The sequence below is a fragment of the Nostoc sp. UHCC 0302 genome (assembly GCF_038096175.1).
Classification (GTDB): domain Bacteria; phylum Cyanobacteriota; class Cyanobacteriia; order Cyanobacteriales; family Nostocaceae; genus UHCC-0302.
In genome coordinates this window covers 2221589-2240797 of record NZ_CP151099.1, presented here as the reverse complement: position 1 = coordinate 2240797, position 19209 = coordinate 2221589, and the positions used below count along the sequence as shown (strand labels likewise).

At 40.4% G+C, this 19209-nt stretch carries 8 protein-coding genes and 1 pseudogene; 4 read left to right on the top strand and 5 right to left on the bottom strand.

Annotation, left to right across the window (positions count from 1 at the left end; genetic code table 11):
- Positions 1 to 390 precede the first annotated feature (390 nt).
- Both WKK05_RS09365 and WKK05_RS09360 read right to left on the bottom strand, forming a co-directional pair.
- Complete coding sequence (locus tag WKK05_RS09365) at positions 391 to 591, bottom strand: hypothetical protein (RefSeq protein ID WP_341529462.1); 201 nt, start codon at positions 589 to 591, stop codon at positions 391 to 393.
- 68 nt (positions 592 to 659) lie between these two features.
- On the bottom strand, positions 660 to 815 hold the full coding sequence (locus WKK05_RS09360) for a hypothetical protein (protein WP_341529461.1): 156 nt from the start codon (positions 813 to 815) through the stop codon (positions 660 to 662).
- A 392-nt stretch (positions 816 to 1207) separates the two neighbouring features.
- Between WKK05_RS09360 and WKK05_RS09355 the strand changes: the two genes are divergently transcribed.
- The 3 genes from WKK05_RS09355 to WKK05_RS09345 all read left to right on the top strand — a co-directional run bounded on the left by WKK05_RS09355 (position 1208) and on the right by WKK05_RS09345 (position 10555).
- On the top strand, positions 1208 to 5359 hold the full coding sequence (locus tag WKK05_RS09355) for an amino acid adenylation domain-containing protein (protein ID WP_341529460.1): 4152 nt from the start codon (positions 1208 to 1210) through the stop codon (positions 5357 to 5359).
- Between the two features lie 130 nt (positions 5360 to 5489).
- Positions 5490 to 8747, top strand: coding sequence for an amino acid adenylation domain-containing protein (locus WKK05_RS09350; protein WP_341529459.1), 3258 nt, complete (start codon positions 5490 to 5492; stop codon positions 8745 to 8747).
- 278 nt (positions 8748 to 9025) lie between these two features.
- Positions 9026 to 10555, top strand: a complete 1530-nt coding sequence (locus tag WKK05_RS09345) for a glycosyltransferase (RefSeq protein WP_341529458.1) — start codon at positions 9026 to 9028, stop codon at positions 10553 to 10555.
- A 365-nt stretch (positions 10556 to 10920) separates the two neighbouring features.
- Here the strand turns inward: WKK05_RS09345 and WKK05_RS09340 are convergent, their stop codons facing one another.
- A complete protein-coding gene (locus WKK05_RS09340; protein WP_341529457.1) occupies positions 10921 to 12021 on the bottom strand; it encodes an alpha/beta hydrolase in 1101 nt (366 codons plus the stop codon).
- 233 nt (positions 12022 to 12254) lie between these two features.
- Here WKK05_RS09340 and WKK05_RS09335 point away from each other — a divergent pair, with 233 nt between their 5' ends.
- Positions 12255 to 16967: an amino acid adenylation domain-containing protein gene (locus WKK05_RS09335; RefSeq protein ID WP_341529456.1), complete on the top strand. Its 4713-nt coding sequence runs from the start codon at positions 12255 to 12257 to the stop codon at positions 16965 to 16967.
- 186 nt (positions 16968 to 17153) lie between these two features.
- Here the strand turns inward: WKK05_RS09335 and WKK05_RS09330 are convergent, their stop codons facing one another.
- On the bottom strand, positions 17154 to 18008 hold the full coding sequence (locus tag WKK05_RS09330; RefSeq protein ID WP_341529455.1) for a sulfurtransferase: 855 nt from the start codon (positions 18006 to 18008) through the stop codon (positions 17154 to 17156).
- A gap of 390 nt (positions 18009 to 18398) precedes the next feature.
- Positions 18399 to 18947 (bottom strand): annotated as a pseudogene (locus WKK05_RS09325) (AAA family ATPase); the annotation flags it as partial.
- Between the last annotated feature and the right edge of the window lie 262 nt (positions 18948 to 19209).

The following is a 19209-nucleotide window of genomic DNA, read 5'->3' as shown; positions in this document are numbered from 1 at the left end:
ATAGGCTCAGATTTTCAGGGGATTGAACATAGCACATATAATTTTGTTCTTAGTAATCTTTAAAATACTGTGCTAATCGTGATGTTATTTCTATTTTCTGGTCTAATTCCGCAATTGTTAAACCTGCATTTGATGTTATAGGCTCATCCTTGAAATTAACTATGGCTAGACATGACTTTATTTATTCAAATTTGAACTGTTCCATTATACAATCTGAATCTATTGGGGTCATGCTTCAAACTGCTAAAATTCATGTGCAATAGGAATTTTGGCAGTTTTTGACACTAATTTGACAGCCATATTTCTCTACCACAATAGACTGAGCGATCGCCATCTCTAATTTTCACTGATACTAAATGGTGCAAAGTACTGCTAACAATACTTTGCACATCAAGCTTGTCGTGTCTTTTTCTTTTCTAAAACTTGGATGCAGTATGTACCTATACCCAGCCCAATAGTTCCACTACTGATTGCATACATCGTATTTTTTCCCAAAACTTGCACACCAAAATACCCAGCAGCAATGGCAGCAGCTGTTCCAGTGATGCAAAAAGCAATAAATTGTGGCCGCCGAGCGTGTGGTCGTTTCATAAATTAATCTCTTCGTTTTGAATATAGGCGTGGAGCGATCGCCTGCAAAGAAAATAGCTATTTGCTATTTAGCGTTGTTTTTTCGGTGGCTCGTTCTTTGCTAACAAGTCCGCAAAATCATAAATCGTAACTTTTAGCTGTGGATCTGGTTCAATCTTTGGTAGAGGCTCTGGCACAACTTCAGTCCAGCCCAAACCAAGTGCATTTCTAATTTCTTGCTCCATGTTCAGATTCCCCTATTTATTGTATTAATTGTTTCACATCATCAATCGCTTCTATTAACTCACCCAAAGTATTTACAACATCGTTTAGAACTATATGTATCAAAGGCTGCCCGGCTTTTCTGAGCAACCTCCAGCTAAATCTGAGGAGGATGATTTATGATTGACTCATTCTTAGAACCTCGTTACTCACCGATTGATTGTTAGCATTGACATCATGTTCAGTATGGAAAACCGCATTATTGTAGCATTTACCTGCGGTAGCAGCCATCATCTATAGTGATAGGATGTCAAAAATGGGTTGCTTTTAGCGAATGCGTTATCGTTGTGGAAGACAATAACTTTACTTCATCAGTCCTCTCTCTTCATACTCTTTTTTTGGCAAAGGTCTTGTTATGAGCCAGGATATTTTTAGTAGCCTCACGGCTGATGAAGAACTCAATTTTTCTGAAGAAGCAGAGGTTTTTGTCTTCCCCACTTCTTTCGCCCAGCAACGATTGTGGTTTCTTGAGCAGCTAGCACCGGGCAGTTCATTTTACAATGTCTCAACAGCACTTCGCTTGACAGGTTCCCTCAACTTTACCGCCTTAAAGCAGACATTCAACGAAATTGTTCGTCGCCACGAAACCTTACGCACTACGTTTGTGATGACAGAGCAGCAACCAGTGCAGGTAATAGCACCAAGCTTAACCATACCTCTTCCCCTGATAGATATACGCAATTTCGACCAAGAACGTGAGACACAACTACGGCGAATCGCAACCGCCGAGGCTCAACATCCTTTCAATCTCACTACTGGGCCATTGCTGCGAGTGAAGTTGCTACAAATAGATGAAGCAGAATATGTGCTGCTGCTAAATCTACATCATATTGTTGCCGATGGCTGGTCAATTGGAGTGTTAATTAGAGAACTGGGGGTATTATACAAAGCCTTTGTAGAAGATAAGCAATATCTAATGTCTACGCTCCTGCCAGAACTAGCCATTCAGTATGCAGATTTCGCCCAATGGCAACGGGAGTGGCTGCAAGCAGTGGGAGAAAACGGTTGTTCGCCTTTACAAACGCAGTTAGCTTATTGGCAAAAGCAATTAAATGGGATTTCGGTGCTGAATCTCCCGGTCGACCGATTAAGGCCAGCAGTGCCAACCTACAGGGGTGCAAAACAATTTTTAGAACTACCACATTCCTTAACTCAAGCGCTAGAGGCACTTAGCTACCAAGAAGATGTGACCTTGTTCATGACAATGCTTGCAGCATTTCAAACTTTGCTCTATCGCTACACGCAGCAAGAGGATATTGTAGTAGGTTCAGCGATCGCTAATCGCAATCGTAGCGAACTAGAGGGGTTAATTGGTTTTTTTGTTAATAGTTTGGTGCTACGTACAGATTTCTCAGGTAACCCAACGTTTCGAGAATTATTAAATCGAGTGCGAGAGGTAACTTTGGGAGCCTATGCCCATCAGGATTTGCCCTTTGAAAAGCTGGTGGAGGAACTTCACCCAGAGCGAGATTTAAGCCGCCATCCCCTATTTCAGGTTGTATTTAGCCTGCAAAATACTCCCATTGAAGCGCTAGAGTTACCTGGGTTAAAGCTTTCGTTATTCGACTTCGACAGCAAAATTGCAAAGCTTGATTTAGAGTTCCATTTATGGCGAGACTTGGAAACTCTCAAAGGGCAAGTGGTGTATAGCACTGATTTATTTGATCAAAGCACCATTACGCGAATGCTGGGACATTTCCAAATACTATTAGAAAGTATTGTCGCCAATCCAAAACAGCGTCTTTCAGATTTAGCTTTGCTTACTGAAGGAGAACGACAGCAGTTATTAATTGATTGGAACGACACTAAGAAAACGTACCCAAATAGTAAGTGTTTTCATCAGTTCTTTGAAGCACAGGTTGAAAAAAGTCCCGATGCAACTGCACTAGTATTTGGTAATCAACAACTCAGCTACAAAGAGTTAAATATACGTAGCAACCAACTTGCACATTATCTTAAAAAAATAGGTGTAGAAACTGAATCTTTAGTTGGCGTTTGTGTAGAGCGATCGCCAGAAATGATAATTGGCATATTAGCCATCCTCAAAGCTGGTGGCGCTTACCTCCCTTTAGATGCCAGCTATCCTCAAGAACGTCTTAAATTCATGTTGCAAGATGCACAGGTTTCAGTATTGCTGACACAGCAGAAATTACTTCAGCATTTTACAGAATTTTCAAATCCAATTATTAGTATAGATAAAGATTGGGCAGCTATTACACAATATAACGGAGAAAACCTAAGCAGTTACGTAACACTTGAAAACTTAGCTTATGTCATCTATACCTCTGGCTCAACAGGGCAGCCAAAAGGCGTTTTAATCGAACACCGAGGACTATCTAATTTGGTAGCAGATCAGATTGAGGTTTTTAACTTGCAACCAAGTAACCGCATTCTGCAATTTGCATCATTGAGTTTCGATGCCTCAATTTTTGAGATTGTGATGGCATTGCAAATAGGAGTAACTCTTTATTTAGCAAAAAAAGAATGTCTTCTACCTGGAAAAGCTTTGCTTCAACTATTACGCGAAAAAGCTATTACCCACGTTATCCTTCCACCTGCGGTTTTGGCAGTTTTACCTACAGAATCACTCCCTGCATTGCAAACTATTATTTGTGCAGGCGAATCATGTTCCGAGGATATAGTAAAACGTTGGTGGAGTTCTAGCCGGAGGTTTTTTAACGCTTACGGCCCTACTGAAGCAACCGTTTGGTCAACTGTTGCTGAAATTAAATCTGTTAGTGAAAAACCTCCCATTGGTCGTCCAATTGCTAACACTGAAATTTATATATTAGATAAGCATTTACAGCCTGTACCAATTGGAATTTTAGGCGAATTATACATCGGTGGTGATGGGATAGCACGAGGCTACCTAAATTGCCCTGACTTAACCGCCAAAAAGTTTATTTCCAATCCTTTTAATACTAAGAAAGGAGCAAGAATTTACAAGACGGGTGATTTAGCCCGATATCGACCAGACGGTAATATTGAATTTTTAGGTCGCTTCGATAATCAAGTAAAAATTCGTGGCTTCCGCATTGAATTGTCAGAGATTGAAACGGTTATAGTCCAGCATAATAATGTACAAGAAGCAGTTGTAATTGCTCAAGGTAATCTATCTGATAATAAGCATTTAGTGGCTTATATTGTTTCTAAGTCACCGCAGGAGCAAACAATTATTGAACTGCGTCAATTCTTAAAAGAAAAATTACCAGAATACATGATACCAAAAGCTTTTGTAATTCTGGATTCTCTGCCCCTAACGGCTAATGGCAAAGTAGATCGTTCTGCACTAAAAGCAGTTGATACTCTGAGCCGCTCAATAGATAAAACCTTTATTGCACCTCGTACTCCAACTGAGTTAACCTTGGCAAAAATCTGGGCTGAAGTCCTTAACGTTGAGAATGTAGGGATTCATGACAACTTCTTTGATTTAGGAGGTAATTCGCTACTGGCTGTACGTTTATTAGACCAGATAAACAAACAACTTGAGCGTAATTTACCCTTATCTAACCTGTTTTTAAATCAAACAATTGAAAGTTTAGCAATTGCTCTATATTCAAGAACAGATTCTCTGGCGTGGTCTCCTTTAGTTCCGATTCAACCGAATGGCTCAAATCCACCTTTCTTCTGCGTCCATCCAATCTTTGGTGTTGTCTTTCCTTATTATGAATTAGCTCATCATTTGGGGAAAAATCAGCCATTGTATGGACTACAACCTATTGGAATTGATGGGAAAACTCCACTAACCCGCATTGAGGATATGGCTAGCCATTACATTGAAGCATTACGCTCAGTACAACCTAAAGGCCCTTATTTTATAGGAGGTTGGTCTTTCGGAGGTTGGGTTGCTTTTGAAATGGCTCAACAACTCCAAAACTCTGGAGAAGAAGTAGCGCTACTTGCTGTGCTTGACACTGTAGCACCAATTAAGAGCAATCTCCCTTCTTTGAGTAATACTTTCAAGTTTCTTTTTACTACAGTAGTGCCATATATGTGGCCTTTTTTCCTTGATTATTTGCGTCTAATTACTGCTCCTAGCAAAAATCGAATTAATAGTTTAACTTCTCGGTTTCCTAATTTTAAGAAGTTGACACGATACTCCTTTTGGGAGTCGCTAACATTCAAAACAAATTTGTTTTCGCAGTTCATCCAAAAGGAGGATGCCACAGTCAATCTTATATCTGAAGAATCTAAATTAAGACTTTTAAGCGAGTCAGCAATTCGCCCTATGCTTCGTGTTTTTAATGCCAATAGCCAAGCAGTTCTCAATTACGTTCCGCAAGTTTACCCTAAGCGAATTAATCTTTTTAGAACAAGAGTTCAGTCAAACACTGCGGAGGGAGAGCCGAGTATGGGTTGGGATCAGTTAGCTGTGGGAGGAACGAAAATTCATCATATTCCTGGCAATCACTTAACTATGTTGAGAAAACCTCATATCCAGGTTCTCGCTGCACAGTTAAGAGCCTGTATTGAGGAAGCACAAAAAGATAAGGATGGATCAACATAGCAATCCTATGTGATTTGGGAAAAATAATTTTTTATAACAACCGCAGAGGCGCAGAGAACGCAGAGAGAATAAAGAGAGATTTTCACGTTGGCGTAGCCTGCCCGTAGGGCTTATGATTTAGGATTGCTATATGTCTTCTGAAGAGGTTTTTGTCTTTCCAGTATCCTTTGCCCAACAGCGGTTATGGTTCCTTGACCAGTTGATCCCTGAGAATACTATTTATAATGTGCCGACAGTAATTCGCTTAACAGGTTCGCTTAACTTAACGGCACTGGAGCAAACTTTTAACGAAATTGTGCGTCGCCATGAAACCTTACGCACTACATTTATAGTGTTGGATGGGCAACCCCTACAGGCGATTGCGCCCAGCTTAACAATACCTATTTCTGTATTAGACCTCCAGCTAATGGCAGATGGTGAAAGGGAGGTTGAAGTAAACAGCATTGTTACCGCAGAGATAGAACATCCCTTTGATTTATCCTCCGGGCCATTGCTGCGAGTTAAGTTGCTTGTGCTTTCCAACACAGAACATATTCTGTTACTGAATATGCACCATATTATCTGCGATGATTGGTCTATTGGGGTGCTGATTCGGGAACTGGGAACGCTGTACACAGCTTTTACACAGAAGCAAACTCCACTTCTATTAGAACTGCCTCTTCAGTACGCCGACTTTGCACACTGGCAACGCGAGTGGCTACAAGGAGAAGTACTGCAAACACAGTTAACTTATTGGCAGCAGCAATTAAATGGTATTTCTATGCTGCATTTACCTACCGACAAACCAAGGCCAGCTATACAAAGCTATGAAGGTGCAACACAATTTTTTGAGTTACCAAAAAAGCTAACTGACGCACTAGAAAAGCTTTCGCAGCAAGAAGGTGTAACCTTTTTTATGATGATGTTGGCAGCATTTAAAACTTTACTCTACCGCTACACACATCAAGAAGATATTGCCGTAGGTTCGCCAATTGCTAACCGTAACCGCAGCGAAATTGAAGGTCTAATTGGTTTTTTTGTCAATAGTTTAGTGCTACGCAGTAATTTATCTGGAAACCCGACTTTCCGAGAACTGTTAGGCAGAGTACGAGAGGTAACACTAGGAGCTTATAGTCAGCAAGATTTGCCATTTGACAAGCTAGTTGAAGAACTCCACCCAGAGCGAAACTTAAGCTATCATCCGTTATTTCAAGTAGTGTTTAGTTTGCAGAATGCGCCAATGTCGGCACTAGAACTGCCTGGATTAGTGCCTAGCTTTATGAATATTGACTTAAACAAAACGCGTTTTGATTTGGAGCTACACCTATGGAAGTGTTCTGATGATTTTAGGAGCTTATGGGGTGCAAACTGGGAATATTCTGAAGGACTCCGCGGCGTAATAGTTTACAACACAGATGTGTTTCATAAAGCTACTATTACCCGGATGCTGGAGCATTTTAAAACTCTGCTGTCAAGCATTGTTGCCAATCCAGAACAACGCATTGCAAATTTACCGCTATTAAGTGAAGCGGAACAACATCAAATATTAGTGGAATGGAATAATACTAACGTAAACTATCCTCATGATAAGTGTATCCATCAATTGTTTGAAGAACAGGTACACCATCATCCTGATTCTATAGCATTAATCTTTGGTAATGAGCAAATTACTTATCAAGAGTTGAATAGACGCAGCAATAAACTAGCACAATATTTACAAAAAATTGGGGTAGGTTCAGAAACTTTAGTAGGTATTTGCATTTTCCAGTCTATAGAAATGATAGTTGGGTTACTAGGCATTCTGAAAGCAGGAGGAGCATATGTTCCTTTAGATGCCAGCTATCCTCAAGAACGCCTAAAGTTTATGCTGGGAGATGCACAAGTTTCAGTATTGCTAACACAAGAAAAGTTGCTCAAGTCTTTTGAATGCTTTTTGAATCCAATTATTTGTATAGATAAAGACTGGGAAATTATTACTCAAGAAAACAAAAACAACCTTGAAAGTAGCGTTACATCTAATAACTTAGCTTATATTATCTACACTTCCGGCTCTACAGGAAAACCCAAGGGAGTGGCTATAACTCACAAAGCTGTAAATCGGCTAGTGTGTAATACAAACTATATAAAATTGTCATCATCAGATAAAATTGCTCAAGCCTCAAACACTTCTTTTGATGCCGCAACATTCGAGATTTGGGGAGCGCTACTTAACGGCGCTCAACTTGTAGGTGTTAGCAAAAATGTAATCCTTTCGCCTCAAGAATTTGCATTACAGCTACAACAAAAAGAAATCAGTGTCTTGTTTTTGACAACAGCTTTATTTCAACAGATTGCTAGAGACGCTCTGCAAGCTTTTGCGTCATTGCGATATTTGCTATTTGGTGGCGAGGCTGTTAATATCAGATGGGTCAAAAAGATTCTCCAACATAGTGCGCCAAAGCATTTAGTTCATGTTTATGGGCCTACGGAAAATACAACATTTTCATCTTATTATCATATACATGAGTTACCAGAACTAGCTACATCTATTCCCATTGGTTGCCCGATCAATAATACACAAATTTATATATTAGATACTTATTTGCAGCCTGTGCCTGTTGGCGTTATTGGGGAATTATATATTGGTGGTGATGGTCTGGCACGAGAATATCTCAATCACACGGAATTAACTACTAAACACTTTATTACAAATTATTTTAGTAATAATTCAAAAACACGACTTTATAAAACAGGTGATTTAGCCCGCTATTTACCAGATGGCAATATTGAATTTATAGGTCGGATTGATAATCAAGTAAAGATTCGTGGCTTTCGCATTGAATTATCAGAGATTGAAGCGGTGTTGAGTGAACATCCAGCAGTGAGAGAAACAGTAGTCATTGCTGATGAGGACATACCTGATAACAAGTATTTGGTGGCTTATCTTGTTCTTAATGTAGTAGAGACAGCAAATTTGGCATCTCTACTACGTAAATTTCTGAAAGAAAAGTTACCAGAATACATGATACCAACAGCTTATGTGGTACTGGAATCAATACCATTAACACCTAATGGCAAAGTAGACTGTCGGGCTTTACCTAGACCCAAAGTAACCTTTGATAGATATGATTATGTAGCGCCGCGATCGCAACTTGAAGAGTTACTTGCAGAAATTTGGGCTAAAGTCTTGGTAAAAGAGCAGGTAGGCGTGCATGATAATTTCTTTGAATTGGGCGGTCATTCTCTACTAGCTACTCAGTTAATTTCCCGAATCCGAGATACCTTTCAAATAGATGTAACTGTACGCAATTTATTTGAAGCACCAACTGTAGAACAACTTGCTAAGTGTATCGATACAATGTTTTGGGCAGCAAAAGGTGCTGATAAAACTGAAACTATAGGACAAGAGCGAGAAGAGATTGAATTTTAAGTAGAAACATCACCTTACCATTTATGTCATCCGGTATATGTGCGCCAGCCACAGTAGTGATTAACTTAAGCATTAGAAAAATGCGCGAATTAACTGGGTTTAAGCTGAAGGGAATCAATAAAAGCCCTTTGACTTACTTGTTTATGGTGTATTTATATACAGCCTTACTGCCTGCGTTTTTCAGCCTTGGGAGTTTTTAACAAGCTCACTAAGCTGTTATGCTGCCGTCTTCCGGCAAAAATCTCTAGTAGAAATCAACCTGTATTAGGAAGTGGGCTATGCATATTGGATTTCTCAACCCTCAAGGCAATTTTGATTCAAATAATAGTCACATAACGAAACACCCAGATTTTGGGGGTCAGCTGATCTACGTTAAGCAACTCGCCATAGCCATAGCTCAAATGGGTCATAAAGTTGATATTATCACCCGTCAAATTATTGACCCGGAGTGGCCAGAGTTTGCCCAAGCGATTGATACTTATTCAGGGATCGATAACGTCCGCATTATCCGCTTACCAGCTGGGCCAAAAGAATTTCTCCCTAAAGAGTTGTTATGGCCTCATCTGGTTAGTGATTGGGTACCCAACATCTTGAAATTTTATCAACAGCAAGGTGGCTTACCCGATGCTATGACTGCTCACTACGGCGATGGAGGACTTTGTGCCGTTCTAATTGAAGAGGAGACAAGCATACCTTTTACCTTTACTGCTCATTCTCTCGGCGCTCAAAAGATGGACAAACTGGAAGTTACCCCAAAGAATCTGCCAGAAATAGACGAGCAATTCCATTTTAAATATCGCATTTTAGCCGAACGCCTGAGCATGAATCGCTCGGCCGTTAATATCACCAGTACACGACAGGAACGCTTTGAACAGTATTCTCATCGAGTCTATAGTGGTGCAGTGGATGTAGACAACGACAACCGTTTTGCGGTAATTTCGCCAGGAGCAGATTTCTCGATTTTCGGTGCAAAGGCACGTTCCGAAAACGAGGAGGCTACCTATCAGTTCGTTCAGGAGCGATTGGCACGAGACATTGTAGAACCACGTCGAGATTTGCCCGTCATCCTAGCATCCAGTCGATTAGAGCTTAAAAAAAACGTATTAGGGCTAGTGCAAGCCTTCGCAATGAGTCCAACACTTCAGGAACGAGCTAACTTGGTGCTAATTACAGGGGGGCTGGATGATCCTTTACGAGAGGAGGCTAGTGACAGTATAGCTGAAGAGGTATTAGCTCCCATTCGGGAAGTGGTCAAAGAAAACGACTTGTGGGGCAAGGTGAGTGCCTTTGGCTTGTCAGATCAGGCTCAAGAGTCACTGGCAGCAACCTATCGGTTTATGGTTAAACGCCGCTCAGTATTTGCGCTGACCGCACTCTACGAACCCTTTGGGCTTGCTCCCTTAGAAGCAGCAGTTGCAGGTTTACCAGTGGTAGCAACCAAGAACGGTGGCCCCAGCGAGAGCTTGCGACAGGGAAATAAAGAATATGGCGTACTCGTTGATCCCGAAGATCCTGCTGATATTGCGCGGGGCTTGGAGCGGTTGCTATGCGATGCTAACGAGTGGGAGTATTTTGCTCAGGCTGGTCAGGAACGGGTGCTTAAGACATACACTTGGGAATGTACTGCTGAAAACTATCTGGCTTTGCTTGAGAAGATTCTGTCTTCACCGGAAACTCGCCCTCGCGCTGAACTCCTTCCCATTCATCCCTACTTCCGTAATCCAGAATCGCAGACTGATGTTTTTTTGGAAGAATTGAGCGACCTTTACTTTGGATCTAATCAAAAGGTACTAATAAATGCGAGTTAAATAAAGTGCAAAACTAAGGTCAAAGCAGAAGTTGCTACAGACTGCGCGAAACACCGAAACGTCAAAGCGGAAGCTCTTGCAGGGAAAGCGGAAGTTGCTACAGCCTGCGCGAAACACCGAAACGTCAAAGCGGAAGCTCTTGCAGGGAAAGCGGAAGTTGCTACAGCCTGCGCGAAACACTGAAACGTCAAAGCGGAAGCTCTTGCAGGGAAAGCGGAAGTTGCTACAGACTGCGCGAAACACCGAAACGTCAAAGCGGAAGCTCTTGCAGGGAAAGCGGAAGTTGCTACAGACTGCGCGAAACACCGAAACGTCAACCCTGGAGCAATATTTTTTGATGGATGCTAAATGTGGAATTCAGGCAGCTATGAGCAGCCAGCGCAAAATGTGCTGACTGCTTCAGCAAACTGTTGGTTTTGTTCCATCAATGCCATGTGTCCACCTGGTTTGATGGTGACTCTTTGAGAATAAGGTAATTCTGCTTTCATGCGATCGCTCGCCACAGGTTTTGTCGCTATATCTGAAGCCCCACACATTACCAATACAGGTACATTAATATTTGCAAGTGTGTCTGTTTCGTCGAATTTCAACATTGCCAGTGTGCCACGAGCCAGAACCCCAGGCGAACCCAATGCTGATAGTAGACCTGCAAAACTTAGTTGACCGCGTGTTTCAGTACCTGTAAATCCAGATAGTTCGACGGTGATGTACAGCGAACCATTCAAATACGAGAGCCAAGTCATTAACCAAAAAACCGGCCACAGCAAGATAGTCAGGTACAACACAGGTTCGAGTAGCGGTTTCTGCAATTTGCGTACCAGATTGCTAAATATACAAGTTTTAACCGGATTGGTGTAAGTAGTATCCACAAGAATTAAGCCAGCCACTCGGCTTCCCAAAAGCTCTGGAAACAGACGACAGAATGTCAGGTTAATCATCCCACCCATGCTGTGTCCTAGCAGAATAACAGGTTTATCCCCTGCTATGGCGACAACAGCTTCCAAGTCACGGGCATATTTTTCTATGGAGTGATCATTGTTTTTCGGTTTGGAAGATTTTCCTAGGCCAGGTAAATCCCAAACAATTACTCGAAAGCGATCGCTTAACTGTCGTTTGGCATAGTACCATACAGTACTGTTTGGCCCCCAACCGTGTGACAAAATAATTGGTTGACCATCTTCAGGCCCAAAAAACTCTACTTGCAACACGCTCCCATCTGGACGAGACAAACGCTGCACGGTTTTACTACGCATAAACTTGGGTTCTTCGTTTCCAGGACGGCGCAGCAGTGGCAAACTAATAAAACGACCGCCAAAAGTCCACAGAAGCATTACTAATCCAGCTACTAAGTAGGACGTTCCTATAAGTTCTTGTTCGTACCACTCATAGAGAATGTAGATCCCCCCACCAAGTACCCCAACGGACAGCAACTGACCCAGCCATACAAGTAGAAAATTATGAGGCATGAATATCATGAGCCTAAACCTTGCGATACCTTGTTAACTGCGTTGTCTTTTAGCTTCATACCACAGTAATAATCGTCCAACTTTCACTCCCAAGATTGATTTATACAGTGTTATGAGTGTGATAAAAATGCTGGGTTAGTTAATAAACAGTATAAAATGGCAAAAACAGCTATCAAGTTAATAAACTTATTGAAATCTGCTGTAAGTTACAACAATTGCGAAGAGGTGTAATTTTGAATACGGTTGAGTTTTTATCTCATCTTCGCAGCTTAGATATTCAAGTTTTTATTGATGGTGAAAAGTTTCGCTGTAACGCGCCTGAAGGAACTATTACGGCAGAACTACGTACAGAAATTCAAGAGCGTAAAACAGAAATTATTGAATTTTTAAAAGCAACTAATCGTACTAACAACCACATCTTTAAACCTCTCTCACCTATTTCGCGGTCAGGAAATCTTCCCCTCTCCTTTGCTCAACAACGGCTATGGTTTCTTGACCAATTAATCCCTAATAATCCTTTCTATAACATTCCAATAGCTCTACATTTAACAGGTTTGCTTAATAAAGCCGCGCTTGAGCAAACTTTTAACGAAATTGTCCGACGACACGAAGCTTTACGTACCACTTTTGTTATACAGTCCGGGCAACCAGTTCAGGTAATTAATCCTAAGCTAACTATTACTTTACCAATAATAGATTTACGGCAATTGCCACAAGCCGAACGAGAAATACAAGCACGACAATTCACTAATCAAGAAGCTCAACGTCCGTTCAATTTATCAACTGATTCATTGCTGCAAGTAAAACTTTTGCAGTTGGATGAGACACAATACATCCTGCTGCTGAATATGCACCACATTGTTTCTGATGGTTGGTCTATTGGAGTGCTGATTCAAGAGATAGCAGCACTTTACACAGCCTTTAGTAGCAATCAGCCTTCTCCTCTGCCGAAACTTACAATCCAATATGCAGACTTTGCATACTGGCAACGCCAATGGTTGCAGGGGGAAGTATTAGAAAAGCAACTCGATTACTGGCAGAAGCAATTAGACGGTATATCTATATTAAAACTGCCAACCGATAGACCAAGATTAGCTGTTCAAACTTACCAGGGTGCAAGGCAACCTCTGCAATTATCAAAAAGTTTGAGCAAAGCACTTTTAGCTCTCGGACAGCAAGAAGGGGTAACTTTATTTATAACTCTACTAGCAGCATTTAAAGTTTTACTTTACCGCTACACACAACAAGAAGATATTGCTATTGGTTCACCCATTGCCAATCGCAATCGTAGTGAACTTGAGGGATTAATTGGTTTTTTTGTCAATAGCTTAGTTCTGCGTACCGATTTAACTGGAAACCCAACTTTTCGAGAATTATTGAGTCGAGTCAAAGAGGTAGCTTTAGGGGCTTATGCTCATCAAGATTTGCCTTTTGAAAAACTCGTAGAAGAGCTGCATCCAGAGCGTAATTTGAATCAAAATCCGCTATTTCAAGTGGTGTTTGCATTACAAAATGCGCCTATGTCATCATTAGAGTTAACTGGTTTAACTTTAAGCCCGCTACCATTTGATACGGAAACAACACGCTTTGATTTGGAGTTCCACCTCTGGGAGCCAAATCCTCAAAATGGTTTATGGGTAGATAGTTCAGAAGCAATTAGTGGGTTTGTAATTTACAGTACTGATTTATTTGATGAGGCTACTATTACCAGGATGTTAGGGCATTTCCAAATATTACTGGAAGGTATAGTTGCAAATCCAGAACAGCGAATTGCCCAATTACCGCTTTTAAACGAAGCTGAGTTACATAAATTATTAGTTGAATGGAATAATACTCAGTTAGATTATCCTCAAGATAAGTGTATACATCAGTTATTTGAGAGCGTTGCAAAACAGAATCCTGATGCAACTGCCCTAGTATTTGGCGATGAACAACTCAGCTATAAAGAGTTAAATATACGTAGTAACAAACTTGCATATTATCTCAAAAAATTAGGAGTTAAAGCCGAAGTTTTAGTAGGACTTTGTTTAGAACGCTCTTTTGATATGGTAATCGGGATGTTGGGTATCCTGAAAGCAGGTGGAGCTTATGTACCTCTAGACCCCAGCTATCCATCTGAACATTTGAATTTTATGCTTGCAGATGCTCAAGTCTCAGTTTTATTAACTCACGAGCGATGGCTGAAACGTCTGAGTAACTATAATTCACAGGTAATCTGTTTAGATAAAGACTGGGAAATTATTGCTCAAGAAATTGAAGATAATCTTATTAGCGAAGTTGCAGTAGATAACCTTGCTTATGTCGTTTATACCTCCGGTTCAACAGGAAAGCCTAAAGGCGTACAAATTGAACATAGAGGATTGTTAAATCTAATATTTTGGCATCAAAAAGCTTTTGCAGTTTCACATATTGACCGAGTAACGCAGATTGCTGGGATTGCATTTGATGCTTGCGGTTGGGAAATTTGGCCTTATCTTAGTGCAGGAGCAAGTATCTATATTGTAGCTGATAAAATCAGGCGATCGCCTGAATATCTCCGAGATTGGTTAATATCGCAAAAAATCACAATTTCTTTCTTACCAACACCTATAGCAGAGAAGTTTTTATTATTAGATTTTCCTCACGACGCAGCTTTACGAATATTACTTATAGGTGGAGACAAACTAAATCAATATCCTTTACCTTCCCATCCTTTCCAGGTAATTAATAATTATGGCCCAACTGAAAATACAGTTGTGACAACTTCCGGTCATATTTTTCTGAAGAATAACGATAATGTAGCACCTACAATTGGTCGCCCCGTTAATAATACACAAGTTTACATATTAGATAAACATTTACAACCTGTACCTATTGGCGTTTCAGGAGAGTTATATATAAGTAGTGATGGATTGGCAAGGGGTTATTTAAATCGTCCTGCTTTAACTGCTGAATGCTTTATTTTTCATTCTTTGACTAATAAGTTAAAGGCACGACTTTATAAAACAGGCGATTTAGTTCGCTATCGAGTAGATGGCAATATTGAATTTTTAGGTCGCCTCGACGAGCAGGTAAAAATCCGTGGCTACCGCATTGAGTTGGGCGAGATTGAAGCAGTGCTGACTCAGCATCCAGCAGTACATCAAACTGTAGTAATAATTCATGAAAATCAAGAGGAAAAACGCCTAGTAGCTTATGTGGTAGCAAAAGCTGAATACAGCAGTGAGCAGGAGAATGTGCAATTAATGCAATTGCAGAATGAGCAAGTTTTGCAATGGCAGATGCTCTATAACGAAACTTATAATCAACCTACTGCTAATTCAGATGCAACATCCAATTTTGTCGGTTGGAACAGTAGTTACACAAATCAGCCTATTCCAATAGAGCAGATGCGTGAGTGGGTGAATAACCAAGTCGAGCAAATTTTGGCTTTGCAACCCCAGCGAGTGTTAGAAATTGGTTGTGGAACAGGTTTAATTCTATTTAGAATTGCACCTCACTGCACTAAATATTGTGGAACAGACTTTTCCCCAGTTTCACTTAACTACATTCAGCAGCAGTTAGAAAAACACGAAATGCCGCAGGTAACGCTGTATCAGCAAATGGCTACTGACTTCGATAAAGTAGAAACAGCAGCTTTTGATGTAGTAATTCTGAACTCAGTTGTACAATATTTTCCTACTATTAATTATTTGATTAGTGTATTAGAAGGTGCTGTTAAGGCAACTGCGCCGGGTGGCTTTATCTTCATCGGAGATGTGCGTCATCTTTCACTCTTGCAAGCTTTCCATGCATCAGTGCAACTGTATCAAGCTGAACCTTCCCTCACCCGTTCCGAGTTGCAGCAACGGGTTCAAATGCAAATTTTTCAAGAAACAGAGCTGGTAATTGACCCAGCTTTTTTTAGTGCAATAAAGCAATATTTTCCCCAGATTAGCCATGTACAAATTCAACTGTTGCGGGGACGCGAACGCAATGAATTAACACAATTTCGATACAATGTGATTCTTCATATTGGCGGCGAAACTATTAATACTACTGAATTATCTTCAGTGTTGAACTGGTCTGAAGATAATTTAACAGTGTCAGCAGTACGTCAGCTATTAATTGAGTCTCAACCAGAAATATTATGTATTAATAATGTACCTAATGTGCGGGTGATGGCAGCTGTTAAAACAGCAGAATGGCTATCAGATGTAGAAAGTTTTAAAACTGTAGGTCAAATGCGTAAAGCATTGCAAGAACTCGAAAATTTAGGAGTAGAACCAGAAGATTGGTATACGCTGGATATACCTTACAAAGTTGAGATTAACTGGTCACATTCAAGTATTGAAGGATGCTATGATGTGGTTTTTGTTAGGCAAGATAGAATAAGTAATAAAACTATTTTTCCTCATAGCACGGCTCACTCTCGTCCCTGGCAATCTTACGCTAATAATCCCTTACAAGCCAAAGCTGCGCGTCAGCTAGTGCCACAGTTGCAGACTTACATAGCACAAAAACTGCCTGAGTACATGATGCCATCAGCTTTTGTAGTATTAGAATCTTTACCTTTAACAGCTAATGGTAAAGTCAATCGTCGCGCCTTAAGAGCATTCTATGATGCAATTCAGCCCCAATTACCTGAAAATTACATTGCACCTCGGACTCCTGGGGAACAAGTGCTGGTGAAAATTTTTGCTGAGATTTTAGGACTTAAGCGCGTAGGAATTTATGACAATTTCTTTGAATTAGGCGGTCATTCATTACTGGCAACTCAGCTTGTCTCTAGAGTGCGCGATGCCTTACGTGTGGAGTTGCCTTTGCGTAGCGTATTTGAAGCACCAACAATTGCACAAATATCTAAAATAGTGGAAAGCTTGAAAGAAAGTAATGCTCAAAGTCAAGCGCCAGTTTTAGTACCATTATCACGTGAAAGTCGGCGGATTAAGTTATCTTCCTTAAACAAAGAGAGCAAGGAGCGTTAGTAGTAGTACAGAAGGAGTTAGTGGACAGTGGGCAGTGGACAGAAGTCAGGAGTCAGGAGAAAAAGAACTATACTTTGAGTGCAACTCTGTATCATTTCATTTGCATAAGGGCAGGGACAATAAAAAAGTCAAAAAATGTTCAGACAATTCCAATTTCTGGCTTTTCGTTAAAAATTATCCAATGAATCAGATTAGTCTGCTATTAATCGGTAGTGAAAAGTCGCGAGACCATTCATTCCAAGACCCAAAATAATTTCTGGCATAAATTCCTGCCATTTGCAGAGCAATCTGAGTATTCGCCGCCCTAGAACCTTTAAAACAGTAAACGTAGACAATAGAGTCGGAAGTAATACCTACAGATTGACAAATTTCTAAGATTTCCGCTTTTGAGCGAAACATCGAGATTTCCAACTCAGATGTCATCAAACGATGCCATTCTAGCCATACAGCGTTAGGGATTCTACCTTTGCGAGGACAAAAATCAGGGTTGTAAGGAGAAGAACTCAACCCAAGCCATTCGGAGCGATCGCGCACATCTAATTTAATAATTGCTGGATTGTCAATTGCTTGCAACATCTCGGTGGTAGTCACCATCATGTCAAGGTTGGGATGCAATCTAAATATGCTACTTTCACGTAATGGTACTTCATCGGTAATAGGTAATCCCGCCCTGAGCCATGCTCTATATCCTCCGTGTAAGATAGATACCTGAGCGCAACCCAAATACTTCAGTAAGAAAGCTGCTCGACAAGATTGACCATAACCTTCATTTAAAGTGTCTTCATAAACAATTAGCCATTCTGCACCAGATATTCCTACCTTGCTCATAATTTGTGCAAAATACTCTTGCAATTTATTTAATCCTGTTGGGAAGGAATTCTCTAAAAGATAGGTGAAAAAATCTCTAATATTTATGGATTGAGGAATATGAGAAATAGCATAATCTTCTTGATTCCGCGTATCGATAACCACAGTTTGCAATGAGTTCTGGGCTAACAGAGACCTAAGCTCTTGAGGAGAAATGAGAAGTTTTGTATTCACGCTTTCATGCTTCTGTTATTGTACCATTAGGCATTATCGCGCTCGGTAGATTTGTATTTTGAAATGCAAATCACAGAAGAAGGAATGTTGAATGTTACGAGATAACTTTTGTGGCTGTCAATGGCACGTGATTGATGTGAAGCTAGAAATAATGTTACGTTTTCCAATTTCCACTAGTGAGAATTTTGGGAACTGCTACGGAAGTATAATGTCCAGAATGCTATCTAAACAAGTAAATTTAGCTGCAAAATTACAATAGAATTCAGAGGATGTCTGAAAAGTAAGAAAGCTCACGTAACTGTATCCTGTCATTAGAAAAAACACTTAAGTATGACAAAGTTACGAGACTCAAACAACTTGCGTGATTAAAATCACCCATTAAAAACTTAATGCTGAAAAGGGAATATTCCGGTTAAATTGGTCAAATTTATCTTTTATAAAACAGCCCTGTTGACGGACGATGGGTTTATGAATCTCGTTAATTACAGCAGTTTTACCAATACCTGAAAAACCAGCGACTAACATGAGTTCGCTGTTTCCTTGAGAAACTCGTTCAAAGGCTGCTAGTAGTTGCTCAACTTCATTTTTTCGACCGTATAATTTTTCAGGAATGAGGAAGCGATCGCACAAATCTCGTTGTCCAATCTCAAACGGTTCTATTGTGCCTGTTTCCTTTAATTGATTCAGGGCGATCGCTAAAAACTCTGTTAGTGTCAGTGGATGGGAGAGACAATAGTCTTTTAGGGAAATGCCCCCAAAATCTTCCATCACCAGGGCATAACCATTGTGGTAAGTTTCTAAACTGAAGGGATGTACGATACCTGAAATATCTAAGTTCTTGGCGATCGTATATTGGTTGCGGAACTGTAACAATTCGCTGAAGGTTGGATACTCGCGTTTTAACAATTTGACGACAACTGCTTGCTGGTCTGTTTGGCGAATATTAATTTACGGAATCTCAACTACTCGAAATATTTCTTTCAAGAATGTACAATTGACATTTAACAAGCACCTCTCTCTTGAAGTGAGAGGATTGCTCAAAGGAAAATTTTTCTCTTTTTCTCCTTTGAAGGGTAGGTTTTTAACCTTGAATAAACCAATTGTCAACTGTCAATTGATAATAATTTAGGATTCAAGAGTCAGCAGTCAGAATTCTCAGCGTTGCTAGTATCATTAGTATATTCAGTAAGCTGGCTGCATA

Excerpts from the sequence above, each read along its gene's own strand:
- WKK05_RS09340 (WP_341529457.1), bottom strand. The coding sequence starts at position 12,021 with ATGCCTCATAATTTTCTACTTGTATGGCTGGGTCAGTTGCTGTCCGTT.
- WKK05_RS09350 (WP_341529459.1), top strand. The coding sequence starts at position 5,490 with ATGTCTTCTGAAGAGGTTTTTGTCTTTCCAGTATCCTTTGCCCAACAG.
- WKK05_RS09365 (WP_341529462.1), bottom strand. The coding sequence starts at position 591 with ATGAAACGACCACACGCTCGGCGGCCACAATTTATTGCTTTTTGCATC.
- WKK05_RS09360 (WP_341529461.1), bottom strand. The coding sequence starts at position 815 with ATGGAGCAAGAAATTAGAAATGCACTTGGTTTGGGCTGGACTGAAGTT.
- WKK05_RS09345 (WP_341529458.1), top strand. The coding sequence starts at position 9,026 with ATGCATATTGGATTTCTCAACCCTCAAGGCAATTTTGATTCAAATAAT.
- WKK05_RS09355 (WP_341529460.1), top strand. The coding sequence starts at position 1,208 with ATGAGCCAGGATATTTTTAGTAGCCTCACGGCTGATGAAGAACTCAAT.